A 21291-nucleotide genomic window follows, 5' to 3' on the forward strand; every position below is an offset into this window, starting at 1 on the left:
GGACTGAACGAACAAGGAAGGCGTGCGCATGGCCGAGACGGAGCGCCCTCAGGCTCGCTTGATCATCAATGGCAAATCGGCACAGATTCCCGAGGTCCGCGATGCGGTCGATGCCCTGCGCGACCAGGGGCACGCGCTGGACGTGCGGGTCACCTGGGAAGGCGGCGATGCGATCCGCATGGTGCATGAAGCCGTAGACGCCGGCATTTCCCGGGTGATTGCCGGGGGTGGCGACGGCACGGTCAACGAAGTCGTCACCGGGCTGATGGCCCTCGAGGCGTCGCAACGCCCGTCGATGGGCATTCTGCCGCTGGGCAGTGCCAACGATTTCGCCAATGGCGTGGGGTTGCCGCTGGAAGCCGAGCCGGCGTTGACGGTCGCGCTGGAGGGACATCGCCATCGGGTCGACGTGGCGCGCCTCGGCGAGGACTGTTTCATCAACATGGCCACCGGGGGCTTCGGTGCCGAGATCACCACCTCCACGCCGGTGGCCCTCAAGCGATTGCTGGGCGGGGGGGCCTACTCGCTGATGGGCATGCTCAAGGCCTGGCGTTACCAGCCCTATGCGGGCCACTTGCGCTGGCCCGACGGCGAGCTGGAGACGCCGCTGTTCCTGCTGGCGATCGGCAACGGCAGGCAGGCGGGTGGCGGCCAGCAACTGGCGCCCCAGGCCAAGCTCGACGACGGTCTGCTGGACGTGCTGGTGGTGCGCGATTTCTCGTCGTTGCACGAGATGCGCCAGGTACTGAGCGAGATCGAGCGCCTGCCCGAGGATGGCGAGTTCGTGCGCAACATTCGCACGCCCCGGCTGAGCTTCACCAGTGACGCGGCCTTTCCGCTCAATCTGGACGGCGAGCCGCGTCGCCTGCGGCAATTCGAGGTGACGCTCGAGCCGCGCGCCATCGAATTGATGATGTCGTCGGACACGGCCGTCTTGTCGTCGGCATCGTGACGGGACGGACATAGAGGAGGATCAGTCGCATGGAAGAAAATGAGGTCGTGGACGCCTTCATGCAGGCGGCGATCGACGAGGCGCGCCAGGGGCTGGAAGAGGGCGGGGTGCCGATCGGCTCGGTGCTGGTCCACGACGGGCGAATCATCGGTCGCGGCCACAATCGCCGCCAGCAGAAGGGCAGCGTGGTGCTCCACGGCGAGATGGACGCCCTGGAAAACGCCGGACGACTGCCCGCCGCCGTGTATCGCCAGTCGGTGCTCTACACCACGCTGTCGCCCTGTCCGATGTGCAGCGGGGCGATCCTGCTCTACGGCATTCCCCGGGTGGTGATCGGCGAGCATCGCACCTTCCTGGGCGACGAGGCCCACCTGCGCGAGAGGGGCGTCGAGCTCGAGGTGCTCGACAGCGCGGCCTGTCGCGAGTTGATGGCCACGTTCATCGCCCGGCACCCCGAGGTGTGGAACGAGGATATCGGCGAGTGAGCTGCCGGGCGCCCTGTTGCGCCGTGGCATGGCGTTTGCTGCAATAGCGGCCGTCTGGCCGACCCACCGAACTCAAGGAGAACATCGATGCCCAAGATGCCCTGGAAACTCGCCGCCGTGACGGTACTGGTTCTGGGCCTGTCGGCCTGCAATGGTGATGACGAGGCGTCGAGCGCGTCGGGACAGAGCGATACCACCGACGCGCCGAGCCAGTCGTCGGTGGCGTCGTCGCAAGCCGCGCAGGACGCCAGCGCCGCGACCGGCGAGGCGAGTTCACGGCCCTCCCGCGAGCCGGCCGCCGGCGAGAGCCGCACGGCGCGGGAGGCCGGCGAGACGTCGTCGACCCCGGCAGCACTGTCGGACGACGGGAGTGATACGACCCTCGCCGACGACGCGTCAGCGCCGGCCGATGACGGCGCCGTCGCGGGCGATGACGCCGACACGGCGCAGGCCGGGGCGTCGGCAAGCGCCGGTGACGTCGCCGCGGACGAGCCCGAGACCGACGGTAGCGTCGGGAACGGCGATGCCGAGCCAGCCGGCGACGGGTCGTGGGACGATACCCAGGGCGAGGTCGACCAGGCGCTCAAGGAAACCGAGCGACGCTTCAAGGAGGCCGAGCGCGAAATCAACGAGCAGTTCGAGGAAGCCCAGCAGCAGGACGTCAAGCAGCAGCAGGAGATCCAGGCTCCCGCCGTGGAGGCGGATAACGGCGATTCCGCCACGTCGTCCTCATCTCCCTGAGAGCGTCTCTCCACGCGCTAACCCCGCCCCGATCGGCAACGGCCTGTCGGGGCGTTTTCGTCGACTGCCACGGAGACGGGCGGTCTCGCGCCGTCATGCGGTGTCGAGGTTGTCGAGCATCCTGTGCGCCAGGCCGAGGAAGGTCGTCACTTCCGCCTCGCTCAGCCCTTCCAGCAGACGGCCCGCCACGTCACGTTCCACCTGATCGGTGCGCCGCATCAGTGCTTGCCCCGTGTCGCTCAGGGCGACGATCTGGCTGCGCCCGTCGCGGGGGTTCGGGGAGCGCGTGATCAGGCCCATGCCTTCGAGTTCCTTGAGCGTGCGGGTGATCTGCGCCTTGTCGCGGCGCGTGTCCTGCGCCAGCCGGTTGGCCGTGCAGTCGGCACGGTCACGGATTCGGCGCAGCAGATGCATGTGCATGCCGTTGAGCGACAAGCCGTAGTCACGGATGGCCTGCTTGGTGGCGATCTTGAACTGGAAGGCCAGTTGCCAGATCACGTCGTGGACGGCGACTGCATGTCTCATCGAGGCGTCGGGTTCCCGGAGCATGGCGGCAAAGGCCGACATTGTCCCCGAGGGGGCGGGGGGCGGCAAGCCGTGGGCGGACGTCAGTGCAGGGCGAGGGCGGTGATACGCGTTGGCGGATGGGAGCCCCGGTGAACGACAGACGCCCGGGCGGGCCCGGGCGTCTGCAGGCGGTCAGGCCGGCGCGGTCACTTGACGACGCTGGCGATCGCCTCGGCGACGTAGGGCAGGTTGTCGCTGACCAGTCCGGCGACGTTGGCGCGGCCGGAGCGCACCATGTAGATGCTGTACTCGTCGCGCAGGCGGTCGACCTGTTCGGCGTTGAGCCCGGTGTAGGAGAACATCCCGCGCTGCTCAGCGATGAAGGCGAAACGCTCGTCCAGCCCGTGCGGCTTGAGGGCATCGACGAAATCGCGCCGCAGGCCGTTGATGCGGTCGCGCATCTCGGCGACTTCCTGGCGCCACTGGGCGGCCAGTTCGGCGGACTCGAGGATCTCGATGACGATCGAGCCGCCATGGGCGGGGGGATTGGAGTAGTTCTCGCGGGCGACGATGGCGATCTGCGAGCGCACGTTCTCCATCTGCTCGCTGTCCTTGGCGACCACGATCAAGCAGCCGGTGCGCTCGCGGTAGATGCCGAAGTTCTTCGAGCAGGAGCTGGTGATCAGTACTTCGTCGAGGCTCTCGGCGAACAGCCGCACGCCGTAGGCGTCCTCGTCGAGCCCGTCACCGAAGCCCTGGTAGGCGAAGTCGATCAGCGGCAGCAGCTTGCGTTCGCGAACCACCTCCAGGACCTGCTGCCACTGCGCCTTCGACAGGTCGAAACCCGACGGGTTGTGACAGCAGGCGTGCAGCACGACCACGTCGCCTTCGGGAATGCGCTTGAGTGCCTCGAACATGCCGTCGAAGTCGAGGCGGTTGTCGGCGTCGACGTAGGGGTACTTGTGCAGCTCGATGCCGGCGGCATGGAAGATGCCCAGGTGGTTGGGCCAGGTGGGGTCGGAAACCCAGATGCCCTTGCCGGGGAGGTTGGTCTTGACGAAGTCCGCCGCCAGTCGCAGGGCACCGGTGCCGCCCGGCGACTGGGTGGCGCTGGCGCGATTGGCGGCCAGCACCGGGGAGTCCTCGCCGAGCACCAGCGGCAGGATCGCCTGGCCGTAACGCGGATCGCCGTGAGAGCCGATGTAGCTCTTGGTGGTCTCGTTCTTCAGCAGCCGCTCCTCGGCTTCCTTGACGGAGCGCAGGATCGGGGTGTTGCCGTTCTCGTCACGATAGACGCCGACACCCAGGTCGACCTTCTGCGGATTGGTGTCCTTCTTGAAGGCATCGATCAACCCGAGAATGGCATCACCGGGGACCCGCTCAATCTGCTCGAACATTGGACTGTGCTACCTCGTCGGTTCTGGCGGCTAGGATGAAGTCGTTCCTGTGCAGACCCTTGATCGAGTGGGACCACCAGGTCACGGTGACCTTGCCCCATTCGGTCAGCAGTGCCGGATGGTGACCGGCCTCTTCGGCGATCTCTCCGACCTGGTTGGTAAAGGCCAGGGCCTGCTTGAAGTTGCGGAACGTGAAGACGCGTTCCAGTTGCATGATGCCATCGCGCTCGAGGATCCGCCAGTCGGGGATCGCGGGCTTGAGTTGCTCGATCTCGCTGTCGGTGACCCGGGGGGCGTCCCAGCTGCAGGCTTCACAGGCTTGTTCGGAAAGCTGGCTCATCGTCGGCTCCATGAGAGGTGTCGTTTCAGGGTAGTGATGGCGGCGGGCGCCTGTCAGGCCCCCGCGGCCTGCTTGGGTTCGAAAGTGGGGGCATAGAGCCCCAGTGCCATGGCCTCGTGGACCAGCGCCATGATGTCGCGGCCGGCCAGTTCGTGGAGCGTGTCGAGGCCGTCGATGACGTAGTAGAGCGGTTGCAGGATGTCGATCCGGTAGGGGGTGCGCAGGGCGTCGATGGGATCGAAGGGGTGATGCGCCGGTACGTCGGACAGGGCGTGGAAGGTCTCCTTGGGCGAGGAGATGATGCCGCCACCGTAGATGCGCCGGCCCTGGGGCGTGTCGACCAGGCCGAACTCGACGGTCATCCAGTAAAGCCGTGCCAGATAGACACGCTCCTGCTTGCTCGCCGCCAGTCCCAGCTTGCCGTAGGTCTCGGTGAACTCGGCGAATGCCGGGTTGGTGAGCATCGGACAGTGACCGAATATCTCGTGAAAGATGTCCGGCTCCTGGAGATAGTCCAGCTCCTCGGGGGTACGAATGAAGGTGGCCACCGGAAAGCGGCGGTTGGCGAGCAGCTCGAAGAAGGTGTCGAAGGGAATCAGCGCCGGGACCGGGGCGGTGCGCCAGCCGGTGGTCGCCTGCAGGACACGGTCGACGTCACCCAGTTGGGGGATACGCTCCATGGGCAGGGCCAGGCGTTCCAGGCCGTCCAGGTATTCCTGACAGACGCGCCCCTCGATGATCGCCGTCTGGCGCGCCATCAGCGTCTGCCAGGTGGCGTTCTCGGTCTCGCTGTAGTGGATGATCCCGTCGGCGTCGGGATGGTGGGCCTGATACCGGGTCTGTTTCGCCATCTCGGGCTCCCGTTTGGCAAGTTGTCGTTGTCGGGAAGGAATGCCCTTCAGCGTAGGTGCCGCCGGTTGGCGCGGGGAGGGGCTTCATGGGACGGCAGGCGGGAGAGATACGCCATTTTCGTCAAGAAAACCTGACGAATGACGATGTCGAGTCGCAAAAAAGCACAGGAACCCGATCTCCGTGGATCGCGACGCGCCTTGGTGTCAGAATATCTTTACGAGTGAGTCACATTGCCGTGACGCCGTCTTCTCCATCGACTGCCGTTTTCGAGGTTCCGGGTTCATGCGTCTCAAGTTTCATTGCCAGAATCGCATCGGCATCCTGCGCGACGTCGTTTCTCCCTTCGCCGACTACGGCCTCAACGTGGCCCGCGGCGAGGTCGGCGGCGACCAGGGCAATGCCATCTACCTGTTCGTGCCGCACCTGCTCAATGCCCAGCTCGCCACGCTCAAGCCGACCCTCGAGGCGTTGCCCGGCGTGTTCAGCGTCAGGCGCGTCAGCCTGATGCCCAGCGAGCGTCGTCACCTGGAACTCGACGCGCTGCTGTCGTCGCTGTCCGATCCGGTGATGTCGATCGACATGGACGGGCGGGTCGTCGCCGCCAACCGCGCCGCCGGGCAGATGCTCGGGGTGCGTGTCGACGAGGTGCCCGGCCTGTCGCTCGACCGCTATATCCAGGATCTCGACCTGCCCGGCCTGGTTCGCCGCAATAACGCCCGCATCAACGGCCTGCGGCTCAAGCTCAAGGACGAAACCTACCTGGCCGACATCGCGCCGCTGCACACCGAGAACGACGACGTGGCCTCGCTGGCCGGGGCGGTGGTGACCCTGCACCGCGCCGACCGGGTGGGCGAGCGGATCTACCATGTGCAGCGTCAGGAGCTGCGCGGCTTCGAGGCGATCTTCCAGGCCAGCCCGCGGCTCGCGGCGGTGGTCCGTGAGGCTCGCCGCATGGCTCCGCTGGACGCGCCGCTGTTGATCGAGGGCGAGACCGGCACCGGCAAGGAGCTGCTGGCGCGGGCCTGTCACCTGGCCAGCCCGCGCGGTCAGGCGCCGTTCATGGCGCTCAACTGCGCCGGTCTGCCGGAATCGATGGCCGAGACCGAGTTGTTCGGCTATGCGCCGGGGGCCTTCGAGGGCGCGCGTCCCGAGGGCAAGCTGGGGCTGCTGGAGTTGACCGCCGGCGGCACCATCTTCCTCGACGAGGTGGGCGAGATGAGCCCGCGGCTGCAGGTCAAGCTGCTGCGCTTTCTGCAGGATGGCGGTTTTCGGCGGGTGGGCAGCGACGAGGAGACCTATCTCGACGTGCGGGTGATCTGCGCCACCCAGCAGGAGCTGCCGCGGCTGTGCGCGGCCGGGCAGTTTCGTCAGGACCTCTATCACCGGCTCAACGTGCTGTCGGTGCATATCCCGCCGCTGCGCGAGTGCCTCGACGGTATCGCCGAGCTCGCCACGCATTTCATCGACCGGGCCGCGCGGCAGATCGGCTGCCCGATGCCAACCCTCTCGGACGCCGCACGCGCGCGGTTGAGCGCCTATTACTGGCCGGGGAACGTGCGGCAATTGGAAAACGTGCTCTTCCAGGCGGTCTCGCTGTGCGAGGGCCACGAACTGTTACCGTCGCACCTGCGCCTGCCCGATGTCGGCGAGAACAGTGGCCTGGCCGGCATCGATCTCGAGGGCTCGCTGGGCGAGATTCTCGGCGAGGTGGAAAAGCGCGTGCTGACCACCCTCTATGCCGAACACCCTTCCAGTCGTCTGCTGGCCCGGCGGCTGGGCGTCTCGCATACCACCATCGCCAACAAGCTCAAGCGGCACGGCATAGGCGGTTGAGCAATGTCGCTCGGTCGAATCACTCGATGACCGAGGCGAAGACGTCGTTGAGCCGGGTCAGCGCCGGCTTGATGAGCGGCGCCGGTCGCTCGCGCTTCATCAGCGCCTCCTCGCCGGCGTAGCTGAGGGTGATCGCCTGGGCGGCCAGCCAGCGCAGCGGCTCGGGCTCCCAGCGCTTGAGCAACTGGCGATGGCCGCCCCGGGAGAAGGCCCAGGGCATGCCGGTCAGTTCGCTGTCGTGGCCGAGGATCTGCTCGGCCAGGGTGCGCCCGAACAGGTGCGAGGCGGCGACGCCCTCGCCGGCATAGCCGCCGGCGGTGGCCAGGCCCGCGTCGCGGTCGACGATGGCGTGGGGACGGAAGTTGCGCGACAGCCCCAGCGAACCGCCCCAGCCGTGATCGACACGGATGCCTTCCAGCGCCGGGAACAGGTCGACCAGCAGGTCGCGGCGCATGTCTATCGCCGCCGGGTCGATGGCCTGGCCGTGACGCGGCCGGGCGCCGTAGGAATAGCTGCCGCGGGCACCGAAGATCAGCCGCCCGTCGGCACTGCGTTGACCGTAATTGACCAGCCGGCTGGCGTCGGCGAAGGTCGGCCGGTCGTCCAGGCCCACCGCCTGCCATTGCGCCTCGCTCAGCGGCTCGGTGGCGATCACCAGGCTGTGCACCGGAATCACGTGGCGCCGGAAGTCTGCCAGGCGTTCGGCATAGCCCTCGGTGGCGCAGACGATCATCGGTGCCGTGACGCTGCCTTCCCGGGTTTGCACGCACCCGCCGTCGACGTGCTGGGCACGACTCTGCTCGTGGAGGGTCACGCCCAGGCGTTCCAGGGTCTCGGCGAGGCCATGGAGCAGCTTGAGCGGGTGCACGGTGGCGACCTGACGCTGGTAGATGCCGCCGAACGGCTTGCGAAAGCGTGCGAGTCGGGTCAGTTCGTCGGCGCTCAGCCAATGACAGTCGGTCTCGCTGTGCCCCAGCTCATGGAGATGAGCGAGGTAGTCGCGCTGGATGGCGAGCTGGTCGCGGTAGCGCGCCGCGGCGTAGATCGCGCCGCCCTTGTGAAAGTCGGCCGCGATGCCTTCCCGCGCCAGGGTCGCGCCGAGGGCGTCGACGTTGTCGGCGAGCACTCGGCAGCAGTCTTGGCGGCGGGCACGGTCGAGATCGCCGACATGGCGTTCCAGGCCGGCGAGGCTACCGATCACCCAGCCGCCGTTGCGCCCCGAGGCACCGTGGCCGATCCGCTCGGCCTCGACCACCGTCACCTCGCGTTGCGGGTCGAGCGTCTTGAGGTAGTAGGCGGTCCACAGCCCGGTGAAGCCGGCGCCGATGATCGCCACGTCGGCTTCTTGCCGGCCCCGTAGCGACGGGCGTGTCGCGAATTCGCGGTCGAGGCTGGCGCGCCAGTAATTGGGCGGCGGGGTGTCGTCCATGGTCGTCTCCCGAGTCGGCGCGATCATGCCGTCATGCCCATCACCAGGTACATGGTCGCGGCGATGGCGCCGGCCAGCGCGGCATAGGGCAATTGCGTCACGGCGTGCTGGAACGGCGTGCAGCCGCTGGCCTGGGCGGTCAGCACCGTGGCATCCGAATAGAAGCAGGCGTGGCTGCCGAAGGTGCTCGCGGAGAGGGTGGCGCCGATCACCAGCGTCATGTCGGCGCCGAGGTTCTGCCCCAGCGTCGCGACGATCGGCAGGATGATCACGAACACGCCCCAGTTCGAGCCGGTGGCGAAGGATACGAAGCCCATCACGGTGAAGATCAGGAAGGGCAGCAGCGCCGCCGAGACCAGCGGTTCGACGAGGCCGATGATGTAGTCGTTGAGCCCCAGGGTGGTGTTGATCTCGTTGAACAGGAAGGCGGCGACCAGCACCGCCAGGGCGTCGAGCATCGACTTGAACCCTTCGAGGATGTTGTCGAAGGTCTGCCCGGGGGTGAGCTTGCGCAGGCCGATGAAGGCCACGATCATCCCGGCCAGGGTGACGAAGATGCCCATCAGGAAGTCGAGGTCGAACCACCAGGTGAAGAACGCCAGCGAGGCCATCGGCAGCAGGAACATCCAGATGCTGCTGCGGGTGTCGTCGTCCGCCTGCAGGTGGGCGATCTCCTCGTCGATGTGCTCGGAGCCCGGCGGCACGCAGCGTCCGGTCTCCATGGCGCGCCGCTCGGCGCGTTTCATCGGGCCGATGGCGGGCAGCTTGCCGTAAGCCACCAGCGGCACCAGCAGCACCGCGATCATCGGGTAGAACATGAAGGGGATCGCCTGGATGTAGGCCCAGACACCCTGGCCGTCCGCCGCGAGGCCGTTCTTCTCGATCAGCGTGCCGAAAAACACCGCCCAGGTCGAGATCGGGATCAGCACGCTGATCGGCGCCGCGGTGGAATCGATCACGTAGGCGAGCATCTCCCGCGAGGTCTTGAAGCGGTCGGTCACCTGGCGCATCGAGGTGCCGATCGCCAGCGAGTTCAGGTAGTCGTCGACGAACAGGATGATGCCCATCAGCCAGCAGCCGATCAGCGCGCGGGGCTTGCTGGTGGTATAGCGCATCAGGCCGTCGGCGAACGAGCGCGAGGCGCCCGACTTGAGCAGCAGGGCGATGATGCTGCCCATCAGCCCGCAGACCATGATCACCCATGCCACGTCGGCATCGGTCATCACGTTCATCAGGCTTTCGCTGAGGGTGCTCAGGGCATCGGTGGGACCGATCAGCAGGGCGCCGACGAAGGCGCCGAAGACCAGCGGTTCCAGGGCGCGGCGCGTCCACAACGCGAGCGCCAGCACCACGACCGTGGGCAGTAGAATGACGGGGTTGTCGTATTGCATGTCGTCGTCACCTCGGAGTCTTGTTGTTGTGCCTCGTGATGGGGCGGGGGGTGAGGGGTCAGCGCAGTTTCTCGAGCAGCTGGTAGTACCACATGCCGGCGGCCAGCAGGGTGTTGCCCAGCCGGTCATGGAGGGGGACGCGCAGGTGGCGCACGTCGGCGAAGGCGTCGAACTCGCGTAGCGAGCCGTCGACGGCGTTGGCCATGATCTCGCCGACGATGTGCGAGGTGGCGATGCCGTGGCCGGAGTAGCCCTGGGCGTAGTAGACGTGATCGGAGAGCTTGCCGAGCATCGGCACGCGGTTGATGACGATGCCCGCCATGCCCTGCCATTGGTAGTCGATCGCCACGCCGGCGAGCTGCGGAAAGGTGTGCTCGAGACGCGGACGCAACTCGGCGGCGATGTCCTCGGAGTCGCGCCCGGAGTAGTTGGCGCCGCCGCCGAACAGCAGCCGCTTGTCGGCGGTCAGGCGGTAGTAGTCGAGCACGAAGCGGGTGTCGTAGACCGCCAGGTCCTCGGGATCGATGGCCGCGACCAGGTCGTCGGACAGTGGTTCGGTGGTGACGATGCCCAGCGAGGCCGGAAACAGCCTGCCGCCGAGCCGCTTGCGCTCGAGACGATGATAGGCGTTGCCGGCGAGGATCACGCTGTCGGCGGTGATCCGGCCGTGCTCGCCGATCACCGCCGGTGTATCGCCATGGTCGATGCGCACCACCGGCGAGTGCTCGAAGAGCTGCACCCCCAGGCCCGCCGCCGCCCGCGCCTCGCCGAGGCAGAGATTGAGCGGGTGCAGGTGCATGTTGTAGTCGTTGCGGAGCGCGCCGTGATAGAGCTCGGTGCCCAGTACCTCGCGTACCGCAGCCGAATCGAGCCAGTGGACGTGCTCGCCGATGGCGTGACGTTGCGACACCTCGTAATCGTCGCGCAGCGCCTTCAAATGGCTCGGCTGGTAGGCGGCCTGCAGGTGGCCGAACTTGAGATCGCAGGGGATCGCGTATTTCTCGACTCGTTCGCGGATGATCCGATGGCCCCGCCAGCGCAGATCCCAGACGAAATCGGCGGCGGCGTCGCCCAGGGTGCGCGGCAACTGCTTGAGCATGGCGTCCTGCCCCGACAGGCTGCCGGTGACCTGGCCGCCGTTGCGACCGCTGGCGCCCCAGCCGATCTTGTGGGCCTCGACGACGGCGACCCGATAGCCGCGCTCGGCGAGTTCCACGGCGCTGGCCACGCCGGTGAAGCCGCCGCCGACGATCGCCACGTCGACGCGATGGTCGCCCTCCAGCACCGGGTACGCGGATTCCTCGACGATCGATGCCGCGTAATAGGAGGCGCAGCGTTCCTCGGTCATGACACGACCTCGGGTCTCGGGCGGAACAGCATGGCAGCTTTCGGCAACATGGCGGCACCTCTTGTCGTTGTGTGATCACATGTGTGTGATCACACTAGCAGCGGCCCGAGAGGCTTTCAATCTCGGTGTTGCCAGCGACGAGGCGAGCGCGGTGAATTGCGTTACAGTGAACCCCGATGCCGCGTACCACGCCCGTACCGCGTTCATTCATGCCACCGACAATGACACCTGCATGGAACTGACACCGAGTCGCGACAGCTTTTCGCCAGATACCGCCTCCACCCGCCTGCACCGGGCGCTGCGCGTGCGCCTGTGCGAAGGGGACTTCTCACCCGGCGAAGTGATCTCGATTCGCCGCATCGCCGCCGAATACGGCACCAGCGCGATGCCGGCGCGCGAAGCGATCCGCTGGCTGGTCACCGAAGGGGCGCTGGTGTTCTCCGACAGTCGCAAGATTCGCGTGCCCGAGTTGAGCCGCCAGCGCTTCGCGGAGGTCCTGTTCGCGCGCCAGAACCTCGAGACCGAGGTCTCGCGCCAGGCCTTCGTCCACATCGGCGAGGCCGACATTCTCGAGCTCGAGGCCATCGACGCCCGGATCAACACCGCCATCGAGGAGGCCGACATCGTCAGTTACATGCGCGGCAACTATCAGTTCCACTTCCACATCTACCGGCTCAGCGGCTCCTGCGTGCTGTTGCCGCTGGTCGAGGTGCTGTGGCTGCAGTACGGCCCCAGCATGCGCTACATCTGCTCGCGCTGGGGCGCGAGCATCGCCGACGATTACCACCGCGAGGTGACCGAGGCACTGCGACGCGGCGATCGTGACGGCTTCTGCCGGGCGATCGCCGCGGACATCGAGCAGGGCATGATGCTGCTCGGCTGATCCTCCGCTCAGGCCGGCGGAGCCGTGGCTCGCTCGCGGTAGGGCGCTCTCCGGGTCGCGGCGAGACGGCGTTCGCGACGCTCGAGCAGGGCGCGGGTGGCATCCTCGCGCCACGGCAGACTCGCCGCCCATTCGATCTCGGCGCGGCAGTGCCCCATGTCGGCGAGAATGGGATCTTCATGGTCGAGCAGGGGCAGGAAGCGACGCCGAAACTGGCGGCGGCGTCGCCAATCGCGGAGTCGTGTCTCCACGGCCTGGATCAATCCCAGGGGCGGCATCGCCGGCATGTAGAAATCGGGCATCGGCGGTCGCGACGGGAGGCGAGTTTGGCGATCCTGGCAGCGTTCGCGGCGAATCGGGTCGAGAGCGGACATGACACATCTCCTGATGACCGGCCGCACGCGCGGTCGGTAAATCGTGGATGAATGACGAGGGTCGCGACCTCGGGATTCAGCTTGGCTGACGCTCTTTGTTCAGTACAACGAAAAGGTCTACATTGAGTGTTAAGGAAAATTGAAGCCATTGGTGATGTCATGCCCCACTCCACGGCCACCCTCCCTCCGACCCTGCCGTTGCTCGATACCGACGTGCTGCGGACCTTCGTCGCCATTGCCGAGAGCGGCAGCTTCACTCGTGCGGCCAAGCAGGTGTTTCGTACTCCCTCGGCATTGAGCATGCAGATCAAGCGCCTGGAAGAGACCCTGGAGCGTACGCTGTTCGTGCGCGAGGCGCGTCAGGTCCGTCTGACGCCGGAGGGCGAGGTATTGCTCAGCTATGGTCGTCGGCTGCTCAAGCTCAACGAGGAGGCGGTCACGCACTTTCTCGCCCCGCCCCTGGAGGGCGCGGTGCGTTTCGGCAGCCCGGACGACGTCGGCTCGCGCATCCTGCCGCGGGTGCTGGCGCAGTTCGCTCGCTCGCACCCCGCGGTTCAGGTGGACGTCGTGGTGGGCCGTAGCGTGGAGCTGCTCGAGCGGCTGGACCGTGGCGAGCTCGATCTGGCACTGGTCACCGCCGGCACTCAAGAAATGCCGGGTGGGCGTGGCGAGGTGGTGTACAGCGAGCCGCTGGCGTGGGCGTGTCTCGACGGTGGTGTGGCCCTGGAGCGCACGCCGTTGCCGCTGGCGCTGGCCAATCAGGGCTGCGCCTGGCGGGCGATGGCGCTGTCGGCGCTGGATCGCAGTGGCCTGGCATATCGCATCGCCTATACCAGCGAGAATTGCGCCGGTCAGGAGGCGGCGCTGCTCGCCGATCTGGCGGTGGCGCCATTACCCCAGAGCATGGTGCGCCCGCCGTTGCGACGCCTGGGTAGCGAGGCCGGCCTCCCACCGCTCGGCGAGTATCGGGTGCAGTTGATTCGCGCCGCCGAGGCCGGCTCGGCGAGCGAGGTACTGGCCGGGCATGTGATCGAGGCCTTTCAGGGCCTGCGTTAGCAGGTGGTCTCAGGGATCGCGTGGCGAGGCGGCGTCGCCCAGCGCACGTTGCATCAGCACGGTGTCGAGCCAGCGGCCGAACTTGAAGCCCACGGCGTGAAAGGTGCCGACGTGCGCGAAGCCGAAACGCCGGTGCAGGGCGATCGAGCCGGCGTTGTCGCTGTCGCCGATGATCGCCAGCATCTGCCGCCAGGGGCCGCGTTCGCAGCGATCGATCAGGACCTCGAACAGGGCCTTGCCGATGCCCTGGCCGCCGCGCCCTTCGGCGACGTAGATCGAGGTCTCCAGGGTGTGACGATAGGCCGGCCGGGCATGGTAGGGGCCCGCGTAGCAGAAGCCGAGGATGTTATCGGACGCGTCCACGGCGACCAGATAGGGCAGGCCGGCGGTGGCGATCGAGGCATGACGGGCGCGCATCTCGTCGAGCGTCGGCGCCTCGAGTTCGAAGGACGCCGTGCCGTGTTCGACGTGAGCGGCATACAGATCGCGGATGGCGGGCAGGTCGGTATCGCGGGCATCGCGCACGGTGAGGGAGCTGGGGGACGAGAGGGTTTGGCTCATGACGTCGTCACGCTTGGAAGTGTTGCGATCAATGATGCCTGCCTCGCTCGCCTTGTCCAGCCGGGGCCGGTCAGGACGCGGCGAATGCCACGCTGCGGATCAATGCCACCACCGTCATGCCTTCCCGCAGTCCCAGTTCGTCGAACGACTTGCGGGTCAGCCGCGCACGCAGGAACTGGCCACCGACACGCAGGCGCAATTCGACGATCGCCGCGCCGGGGGCCGGGTCGGCGACACCTTCGATCGTCGCCGTGAGGTGGTTGCGATAACTGGTCCCCTGGGGGGGCGCGAGGGCCAGGGCGACATCGCGCACCGGCACGCGCAGGCGGCGACGTTCGCCGGGCGCGGCATCGAGCGCCGGTACCGTGAGCCGCTGGCCGTCGTCGAGGCGCAGGTGACTCAGGGCGTATTGCGGCTCGTGGCATTCGAGCGTGGCGCCGAGCAGCGAGACGGCGTCGAAACCGCCCAGGTGCGCGGTGAGTTCGAAGCGCGCGAGCATGCTGTCCAGGGCACCGTGGGCGATCACTCGCCCGGCGTCGAGCAGCACCAGATGATCGGCGATGGCGGTCAGCTCCTCGGGGTCGTGGCTGACGTAGACGATTGGAATGTTGATGTCGCGGGCGAGCCGGGCGATGTAATTCAGCAGTTCCTGCTTGCGCGCCCCGTCGAGCCCGGTGAGCGGCTCGTCCATCAGCAGTACCCGCGGCTCGCTGAGCAGCGCCCGGCCGATCGCCACGCGGCGCGCCTCGCCACCGGAGAGCGTGGTCGGAAAGCGCTCCAGCAGATGGCCGATGCCCAGCATCTCGACGAGGCCATCGAAGCGCCCGCGCGCCGCCGGGCGCATGCCGTAGGCGAGGTTACCGCGTACCCGGTAGTGGGGAAACAGCCGGGCCTCCTGGAAGACCACCCCCAGACGCCGGCGGTGGGGAGGCACCGCCACGCCACGCGCGGTGTCGGTGAGCGTCTCGTCGCCGAGCGTGATGGCGCCTTCGTCGGGGAGATCGAGGCCGGCGATCAGTCGCAGCAGGCTGGTCTTGCCGCTGCCGGAGGCGCCGAACAAGGCGGTGACGCCCCGGGCGGGGACGCTCAGGGTCGCGTCGAGATCGAAGTCACCCTGGCGCTTGCGGACGTCGATATGTAGCGCGTTTGCCGGCTCGTCGGTCATCCGTCCCGTTCCTTGAGGCGGCGCCGTGCCTGGCGGGTCAGCCATTCCGAGGCCAGCAGCGAGGCCATGGCGATGGCGATCGACAGGGCGCACAGTCGGGCGGCGGCGGCTTCCTGTCCCGGCGTCTGGATCAGGGTGTAGAGCGCCAGGGGCAGGGTGCGCGTCTCGCCGGGGATGTTGGAGGCAAAGGTGATGGTCGCGCCGAACTCCGAGAGCGCCCGGGCGAAGGCCAGCACCGCGCCGGTGATCAGTCCCGGGAAGGCCAGCGGCAGGGTGATGGTGAAGAACACCCGCCAGCGATTGGCGCCCAGGGTGCTGGCGGCGGCTTCCAGCTTGACGTCCACTGCTTCGAGCGAGAGGCGCACGGCGCGCACCAGCAGCGGGAAGGCCATCACCCCGCCGGCCACCGCCGCCCCCTGCCAGGTGAACGGCAGCGTGATGCCGAAGGTGCCGTCCAGCCACTGCCCCAGCCAGCCCCGGCGGCCCAGCGACAGCAGCAACAGATAGCCGACCACCACCGGCGGCAGCACCAGCGGCAGGTGCAGCAGGCCATCGAGCAGCGCCTTGCCGCGAAAGTCATGGCGCGCCATCAGCCAGGCCACGGCCACGCCGGGTACCAGGATCCAGCCGACCGCGCTGCCGGCGACCTTGAGGCTGATCAGGATGGCCTGCCATTCGGCATCGGAGAGCATCAGCGACCGCGCTCAGGGGCGAGTGGTGGGGGCCGGCGAGAAGCCGAACTTCGTGAAGAGGGTCATCGCCTCGTCGCCGGTCAGCCAGTCGCGGAAGGCCCGGGCAGCGTCACTGGCGGGCGGGTCGATCAGCGCCAGCGGATAGGTGATGGGCTGGTGGCTGTCGGCGGGGAACACGCCCAACTGGTGGACCTTGTCGCTGGCCTGGGCGTCGCTCCGGTAGACGATGCCCAGGGGCGCCTCGCCGCGTTCGACCAGCGCCAGCGCGGCGCGCACGTTGTCGCCACGGGCGAGCCGGGGTTCCAGGGTCCGCCATTCGCCGAGCGATTCGAGCGCCTGCCTGGCGTAGATGCCGGCGGGGACGTGATCGGGATCGCCCACCGCCAGCCGCCGGCCGTCGTCGAGCCGCGAGGCGACCGGTTGACCGGCACCCGGCGTGAAGGGTTCGGCGTCCTCCTGCGGCGCGCCGATCAGCACCAGGCGGTTGCTCAGCAGATCCGCGCGCTGGGTCAGCGTCACATCCTGCTCGGCCAGCCAGTCCATCCAGCGCTCGTTGGCCGAGACGTAGAGGTCGGCCGGTGCGCCGTTGGCGATCTGGCGGGCAGCGGTGGAGGAGGCGGCATAGACCGCCACGATGTCGGCGTCGTGATCGGCTTCGTAGTCGGCGATCACCGCATTCAGGGCGTCGGTCAGCGAGGCGGCGGCGTAGACAGTGACGGTGGGCGTGGCCCGGGCCAGCGATGCACCGGCAAGCAGGGTCAGCGCCGCCAGCTGGCAGAGGCGCAGGGTCCGGCGGCGCGTGGGGTGCTCGGATCGAGGCATGGGGTTATCCGCTATGTATGAATGGATATAGCGGCAACACTATAGCCAGGGCGTTCGTGCTCTGACAAGGCGTCGGCAGCGTTCTATTCGGACGGCGCCAGGCATTCGAGCAGGGCGCGGGCCTCGGGGCAGTCGTCCGGGGCGAGGCGCCGTTCCAGGGCGCGATAGTGATCGATCACCTCGCGGCCGAGCGGGGTGAGCGTGGCACCGCCGTGCTGGCTGCCGCCCATGCGGGTGTCGATCAGCGGCGTGGCGAAATGCCGGTTCATGGTCTCGATGAGCTGCCAGGCCTTCTTGTAGCTCATGCCCAGCTCGCGGCTCGCCGAGGCGATCGAGCCGCTGCGGTCGATCGCCTCCAGCAGGTCGGCCTTGCCGGGGCCGATGACCACGTCCTTGTCGGCGACCAGGCGCAACTGAAAGGTGGGTGTGCTGTGGCGGGTGCGGGTCATGGGCCTCTTCCGAATCGGGAAACGCCCCCGTTCTATCACGGGTCGGGTGGCCGTGCAGCCGCCACCTCAGACATGGGTGACGCCCGGCACGTAATAGCGGCGTTCCACCCAGTTGAGGAAGCTGGCGACGCTCGAGGTCAGCACCAGATAGATCACCCCGGCGAGCAGGAAGATCTGGAAGAACTCCAGGGTCCGCGAGCCGATGTCGGAGGCCCGGGCGGTGATCTCCACCACGCCGATGGTGTAGGCGATCGAGGTGAACTTGAGCTCGATGATCGCCTCGTTCGACCACTGCGGCAGCACGCGGCGCAGTGCCTGGGGCAGCACGACGTAGCGGATCGCCTGCCACTGGGTCATGCCGCAGGCACGCGCGGCGACCAGTTGGCCCTGGGGCACCGAGAGCACCGAGCCGCGGAAGTATTCCGCCTGGTAGGCAGCGCTGTTGAGGGTGATGGCGATCACCGCCGAGGTGAAGGCGTCGAAGACGATGCCGAGCTGCGGCAGGCCCAGATAGATGAAGAACATCTGCACCAGCATCGGCGTGCCGCGAAACAGCTCGATGTAGGCGGTGCTCAGGGCGTACCAGAAACGGTTGCCGTAGACCCGCGCCCAGGCCAGGGCGAGCCCCAGGAAGAACCCCAGGACGATGGCGATGATCCACAGCGACAGCGTGACCGGCACGCCCTTGAGCAGTTCGGGTAACTGCTCGGCGCTGAACTGCAGGAACTCGATCATGGCGCTCACCCGTGCTCGGCGATGACGTTGAGAAAGGCCCGCGTGCGGTCCTGGGCCGGCTGCGAGAAGAGCGTCTCCGGCGGACCCTGCTCGACGATGTGGCCGCCCTCCATGAACACGATCTCGTCCGCCGCCTGACGGGCGAAGCCCATCTCGTGGGAGACCACCAGCATGGTCATGCCGTCGTCGGCGAGACGCTGCATGACCTTGACGACCTCGCCGGTCAGTTCGGGGTCGAGTGCCGAGGTAGGCTCGTCGAAGAGCATCAGCGTGGGGTCCATGGCCAGGGCCCGGGCGATCGACACCCGCTGCTGCTGACCGCCGGAGAGTTCGGCGGGGTAGGCGTCGGCCTTGTCGCCGAGCCCCACGCGCTCGAGTTCCTCGCGGGCGCGGCGGATGGCCTCGTCGCGGGCCTGGCGCTTGACGCGGATCGGACAGATGCTCACGTTGTCGAGCACGCTGAGATGCGAGAACAGGTTGAAGTCCTGGAACACGAAACCGATCCGGGCGCGCATCCGGTCGATGTTGGCGTCGCTGATCTCGACACCGTCGAGTTCGATGGTGCCCCGGTCGGGCTTGGTCAGATGGTTGAGACAGCGCAGGAAGGTACTCTTGCCGGACCCGGAAGGGCCGATCAGGACCTTGGTCTCGCCGCGTGCCAGCGTCAGGGAGATGCCCTTGAGGACCTCGTTGTCGGCGTAGCGCTTGTGGATGGCGTCGGCGCGCAGTACGGGAGTGTCGGCCATGGGGGTTCCTGTCATCACTGGCGTTTTTCGAAACCGGGCACGGCGAGTCGGGCTTCCAGCCAGTAGAGTCCGCTGTTGCCGGCCTTGTTGACGATGAAGTAGAGCAGCGCCACCACGGCGAACACCGTCAGCGTGTTGCCCTGGGTGCTGGTGATGATGTAGTGCGCCTGACGGGTCAGCTCGACCACGCCGATGACGTAGGCCAGCGAGGTCTCCTTGATCTCGGAGGAGAACTCGTTGGTCCAGGGGCCGATGGCGTGGCGGATCGCCTGGGGAAAGAGGATCCAGCGGATCGCCTGGGCCAGGCTCATGCCATGGGCCCGGGCGGCGGTCATCTGCCCGGCGGGGACCGACTGGAAGGCGCTGCGGAAGATCTGCGACTGGTAGGCCCCGGAGCGAAAGCCCAGCGCCAGGATCGCCGCGGCGAACGACGAAATGTCGAAGACCCCGGCCAGCCCGTAGTAGAAGATGAACAGCATGATGATGATCGGCACGCCGCGGAACACGCGCTCGTAGGCCTTGAGTGGCCACTGCACGAAGCGGGTGCGGGGGCCGTAGAGCTGCAGCAGGCAGATCGTCAGGCCGATCACGAAGCCCAGCGCCAGCAGCGCCGCCAGCAGGATCACGGCGATGCCCAGGCCCTTGAGCAGGAACGGAAAGTCCCTGAGGATGACGTCGTAGATGTTCATGCCGGTGCGCGTCCGTCAGGCGAGTGACACACCCGACCGACGCCGGTGCTCCTGCGGGAGGGCACCGGCGACCGGATCGGGCGCCGATTGATCGAAGCGATCAGTTGCCCAGGTCGGGCAGCCCGGCCACGGGCTTGGCGTAGGTGTCGACGAACGCGGGCATGTTGCCGGGCACCGGCGGCACGGTGACGCCCGGGATGTAGTCGTGGACGATGGTCGCCCACTGGCCGGAATCCGCGAGCGCGACGATGCCCTGGTTGAGCTTGGGCAGCAGGCCCTGGGGGTCGCCCTTGCTGACCGCCAGTGCCAGCGGGGCGCGAATGAAGATCTTGCCGGCGATCTTCACCGGGCGGCCTTCGTTGATGTATTCCTGCGCCGAAGTGTCGTCGACGTCGACCGCCGTGAGGCGGCCGTTGAGCATGTCGCTGATCGCGGTGACGTAGCTGTCGTAGCTCTTGAGGTTGACGTCGATGTCGCTGTCGAGGACGTTTTCCTCCATCCAGGCCTTCTGCGATGAGCCGCCCTGGACGCCGACGTTGGCGCCGCAGCACACGGCGGTGAAGACGTTCAGATCGGAGTCCTCGGGGACCACGATCACGTCGTTGGTTTCCCACCAGGGCACGGTGAAGTCGATCACCTTGCTGCGCTCCTCGGTCACCGTCAGGCCGGTGGCGAGGATGTCGATCTTCTCGGCCGAGAGTGCAGGGATCAGCGAGGGAAAGGGCAGGTCCTTGAACTCGATCTCCAGCCCTTCGTTCTCGGCGATCTTCTTCATGGCGTCGATGGCGATGCCCTTGTATTCGCCGGCCTCCACGTAGGCCCAGGGCGGGAAGGAGGCCTCGACCCCCACGGTGTAGGTGTCGGCGGCCTGGCTGTTGGCGGCGGCCAGCGTGCCCAGCGACAGGATCAGTCCGGCGGTCAGCGTCTTCGTCTCGAGTCCCAGAAATCTCATCGGTCACCCTCGTTATTGTGGGTTGTTATCTTGGTCGCCGGCGCCCGCTTTTCGTCGCAAAACCCCCGGCCGAGCGCCGTTACCGATAAAGCGTAGTCCAAAATCGGCGCTTGCTTCGTTCAAGAACCGTTGGACATTAAGGGGTTGCATCCGCGACGAGAGAGCTCGCCTCGCGGTATTTCATTCGGGGCGAGGAGTCAGTCGGTGATAGGGGCTGAACGAACGATGGGGCCAAAAGCGCCTTGGCATCGGGCGTACCGCTGGCCGGGCCCCACCGGGCCGCCGATCAGGCGCGGGGCGCGACAGGCTGGAGGGTGGGGCTGACGGGGACAAGAGGCGTGCTCGGCGTAGTGCGCGGTTCTCCGTCACCACGCCGAGCGCAGGCAGTTTGCGTGCAGCGCAGCACGCCGTGGCTCAGAGCTTGCCCAGCACCGTCTCGGCACTGCTCTGGTCGACGCCCTTGGCATCCACGCCCAGGTATTCCACCACACCATCGTCGGCGATCAGCGCGAAACGCTTGCTGCGCGTGCCCATGCCACCGCCGCTGGCGTCCATGTCGAGGCCCAGCGCCCGGGCGAAATCGGCATTGCCGTCGGCCAGCATGGTAATCTGCTGGGCGTTCTGATCCTTCTGCCAGGCATCCATGACGAAGGCGTCGTTGACCGCCATGCAGGCGATGGTGTCGACGCCCTTGGCGAGAATGTCGTCGGCCTTGATCACGAAGCCCGGCATGTGGGTGTTGGAACAACCGGGCGTGAAGGCACCGGGCACCGCGAACAATACCACCCGCTTGCCGGCGAACAGCTCGCCGGTCGAGATGTCCTCGGGGCCGTTGGCACCGTTGGTCTTGATCGTGACGTCGGGAATCTTGTCGCCTACCGAGATGCTCATG

Annotated in this window: 24 protein-coding genes; 6 read left to right on the plus strand and 18 right to left on the minus strand. The window is 67.3% G+C overall.

The window, feature by feature from the left end; translation table 11 throughout:
- Nucleotides 1–28 precede the first annotated feature (28 nt).
- The 3 genes from yegS to KGR00_RS15180 all read left to right on the plus strand — a co-directional run bounded on the left by yegS (nt 29) and on the right by KGR00_RS15180 (nt 2178).
- Entirely contained in the window at nt 29–952 is a 924-nt protein-coding gene (gene yegS / locus KGR00_RS15170) for a lipid kinase YegS (protein ID WP_224419527.1), read from the plus strand.
- Nucleotides 953–999: 47 nt separating this feature from the next.
- Nucleotides 1000–1437: a nucleoside deaminase gene (locus KGR00_RS15175; RefSeq protein WP_129140056.1), complete on the plus strand. Its 438-nt coding sequence runs from the start codon at nt 1000–1002 to the stop codon at nt 1435–1437.
- A gap of 87 nt (nt 1438–1524) precedes the next feature.
- Nucleotides 1525–2178 (plus strand): hypothetical protein, encoded by a 654-nt coding sequence (locus KGR00_RS15180; protein ID WP_224419528.1) that lies wholly within the window; start codon nt 1525–1527, stop codon nt 2176–2178.
- A gap of 93 nt (nt 2179–2271) precedes the next feature.
- On the opposite strand, the gene KGR00_RS15185 is transcribed toward KGR00_RS15180, so the two are convergent.
- From KGR00_RS15185 to phhA, 4 genes are all read right to left on the minus strand, one after another.
- A complete protein-coding gene (locus KGR00_RS15185; protein ID WP_224419529.1) occupies nt 2272–2703 on the minus strand; it encodes a MarR family winged helix-turn-helix transcriptional regulator in 432 nt (143 codons plus the stop codon).
- A gap of 188 nt (nt 2704–2891) precedes the next feature.
- Nucleotides 2892–4082, minus strand: coding sequence for an amino acid aminotransferase (locus tag KGR00_RS15190; RefSeq protein WP_224419530.1), 1191 nt, complete (start codon nt 4080–4082; stop codon nt 2892–2894).
- Complete coding sequence (locus KGR00_RS15195; RefSeq protein WP_224419531.1) at nt 4066–4422, minus strand: 4a-hydroxytetrahydrobiopterin dehydratase; 357 nt, start codon at nt 4420–4422, stop codon at nt 4066–4068. Before KGR00_RS15195 ends, KGR00_RS15190 begins: the two co-directional genes overlap by 17 nt.
- 53 nt (nt 4423–4475) lie before the next feature.
- Entirely contained in the window at nt 4476–5273 is a 798-nt protein-coding gene (gene phhA / locus KGR00_RS15200; protein WP_129139979.1) for a phenylalanine 4-monooxygenase, read from the minus strand.
- 283 nt (nt 5274–5556) lie between these two features.
- Between phhA and KGR00_RS15205 the strand changes: the two genes are divergently transcribed.
- Nucleotides 5557–7107 (plus strand): sigma-54-dependent transcriptional regulator, encoded by a 1551-nt coding sequence (locus KGR00_RS15205; RefSeq protein WP_224419532.1) that lies wholly within the window; start codon nt 5557–5559, stop codon nt 7105–7107.
- 19 nt (nt 7108–7126) lie between these two features.
- Here the strand turns inward: KGR00_RS15205 and KGR00_RS15210 are convergent, their stop codons facing one another.
- From KGR00_RS15210 to KGR00_RS15220, 3 genes are read right to left on the minus strand one after another with little or no spacing between them, the layout of a single operon-like run.
- Nucleotides 7127–8536 carry an FAD-binding oxidoreductase gene (locus KGR00_RS15210; protein ID WP_224419533.1) on the minus strand — a complete coding sequence of 470 codons (1410 nt, stop codon included), beginning with the start codon at nt 8534–8536 and terminating at the stop codon, nt 7127–7129.
- Nucleotides 8537–8559: 23 nt separating this feature from the next.
- Nucleotides 8560–9927: a Na+/H+ antiporter NhaC family protein gene (locus KGR00_RS15215; RefSeq protein ID WP_224419534.1), complete on the minus strand. Its 1368-nt coding sequence runs from the start codon at nt 9925–9927 to the stop codon at nt 8560–8562.
- Nucleotides 9928–9985: 58 nt separating this feature from the next.
- Nucleotides 9986–11275, minus strand: a complete 1290-nt coding sequence (locus KGR00_RS15220) for an FAD-binding oxidoreductase (RefSeq protein WP_224419535.1) — start codon at nt 11273–11275, stop codon at nt 9986–9988.
- Nucleotides 11276–11507: 232 nt separating this feature from the next.
- On the opposite strand from KGR00_RS15220, the gene KGR00_RS15225 reads away from it, so the two are divergent.
- A complete protein-coding gene (locus tag KGR00_RS15225) occupies nt 11508–12158 on the plus strand; it encodes a GntR family transcriptional regulator (protein ID WP_224419536.1) in 651 nt (216 codons plus the stop codon).
- Nucleotides 12159–12166: 8 nt separating this feature from the next.
- Here the strand turns inward: KGR00_RS15225 and KGR00_RS15230 are convergent, their stop codons facing one another.
- On the minus strand, nt 12167–12532 hold the full coding sequence (locus KGR00_RS15230; protein ID WP_224419537.1) for a hypothetical protein: 366 nt from the start codon (nt 12530–12532) through the stop codon (nt 12167–12169).
- Between the two features lie 159 nt (nt 12533–12691).
- Here KGR00_RS15230 and KGR00_RS15235 point away from each other — a divergent pair, with 159 nt between their 5' ends.
- Complete coding sequence (locus KGR00_RS15235) at nt 12692–13588, plus strand: LysR substrate-binding domain-containing protein (protein ID WP_129139970.1); 897 nt, start codon at nt 12692–12694, stop codon at nt 13586–13588.
- Nucleotides 13589–13597: 9 nt separating this feature from the next.
- Here KGR00_RS15235 and KGR00_RS15240 read toward each other — a convergent pair whose 3' ends face one another.
- From KGR00_RS15240 to KGR00_RS15285, 10 genes are all read right to left on the minus strand, one after another.
- The gene (locus KGR00_RS15240) at nt 13598–14149 is read right to left on the minus strand and encodes a GNAT family N-acetyltransferase (protein WP_224419538.1); all 552 of its coding nucleotides are present in this window, start codon (nt 14147–14149) and stop codon (nt 13598–13600) included.
- A 70-nt stretch (nt 14150–14219) separates the two neighbouring features.
- Nucleotides 14220–15314 carry a molybdenum ABC transporter ATP-binding protein gene (gene modC / locus KGR00_RS15245; RefSeq protein ID WP_224419539.1) on the minus strand — a complete coding sequence of 365 codons (1095 nt, stop codon included), beginning with the start codon at nt 15312–15314 and terminating at the stop codon, nt 14220–14222.
- Nucleotides 15311–16006 (minus strand): molybdate ABC transporter permease subunit, encoded by a 696-nt coding sequence (modB, locus tag KGR00_RS15250; protein WP_239031380.1) that lies wholly within the window; start codon nt 16004–16006, stop codon nt 15311–15313. Before modB ends, modC begins: the two co-directional genes overlap by 4 nt.
- A 12-nt stretch (nt 16007–16018) precedes the next feature.
- Nucleotides 16019–16828, minus strand: a complete 810-nt coding sequence (modA, locus tag KGR00_RS15255) for a molybdate ABC transporter substrate-binding protein (protein ID WP_129139966.1) — start codon at nt 16826–16828, stop codon at nt 16019–16021.
- Nucleotides 16829–16911: 83 nt separating this feature from the next.
- Complete coding sequence (locus KGR00_RS15260) at nt 16912–17277, minus strand: winged helix-turn-helix domain-containing protein (protein ID WP_224419540.1); 366 nt, start codon at nt 17275–17277, stop codon at nt 16912–16914.
- 66 nt (nt 17278–17343) lie between these two features.
- On the minus strand, nt 17344–18012 hold the full coding sequence (locus KGR00_RS15265) for an amino acid ABC transporter permease (protein ID WP_224419541.1): 669 nt from the start codon (nt 18010–18012) through the stop codon (nt 17344–17346).
- Nucleotides 18013–18017: 5 nt separating this feature from the next.
- Nucleotides 18018–18773 carry an amino acid ABC transporter ATP-binding protein gene (locus KGR00_RS15270; RefSeq protein ID WP_343232816.1) on the minus strand — a complete coding sequence of 252 codons (756 nt, stop codon included), beginning with the start codon at nt 18771–18773 and terminating at the stop codon, nt 18018–18020.
- Nucleotides 18773–19447, minus strand: coding sequence for an amino acid ABC transporter permease (locus tag KGR00_RS15275; protein WP_129139961.1), 675 nt, complete (start codon nt 19445–19447; stop codon nt 18773–18775). Before KGR00_RS15275 ends, KGR00_RS15270 begins: the two co-directional genes overlap by 1 nt.
- Nucleotides 19448–19547: 100 nt before the next feature.
- Complete coding sequence (locus tag KGR00_RS15280) at nt 19548–20399, minus strand: transporter substrate-binding domain-containing protein (protein WP_129139960.1); 852 nt, start codon at nt 20397–20399, stop codon at nt 19548–19550.
- 414 nt (nt 20400–20813) lie between these two features.
- Nucleotides 20814–21290 (minus strand): peroxiredoxin, encoded by a 477-nt coding sequence (locus KGR00_RS15285; protein ID WP_129139959.1) that lies wholly within the window; start codon nt 21288–21290, stop codon nt 20814–20816.
- Between the last annotated feature and the right edge of the window lies 1 nt (nt 21291).

The sequence above is a fragment of the Modicisalibacter sp. MOD 31.J genome, from assembly GCF_020147985.1.
Lineage (GTDB): Bacteria > Pseudomonadota > Gammaproteobacteria > Pseudomonadales > Halomonadaceae > Modicisalibacter > Modicisalibacter coralii.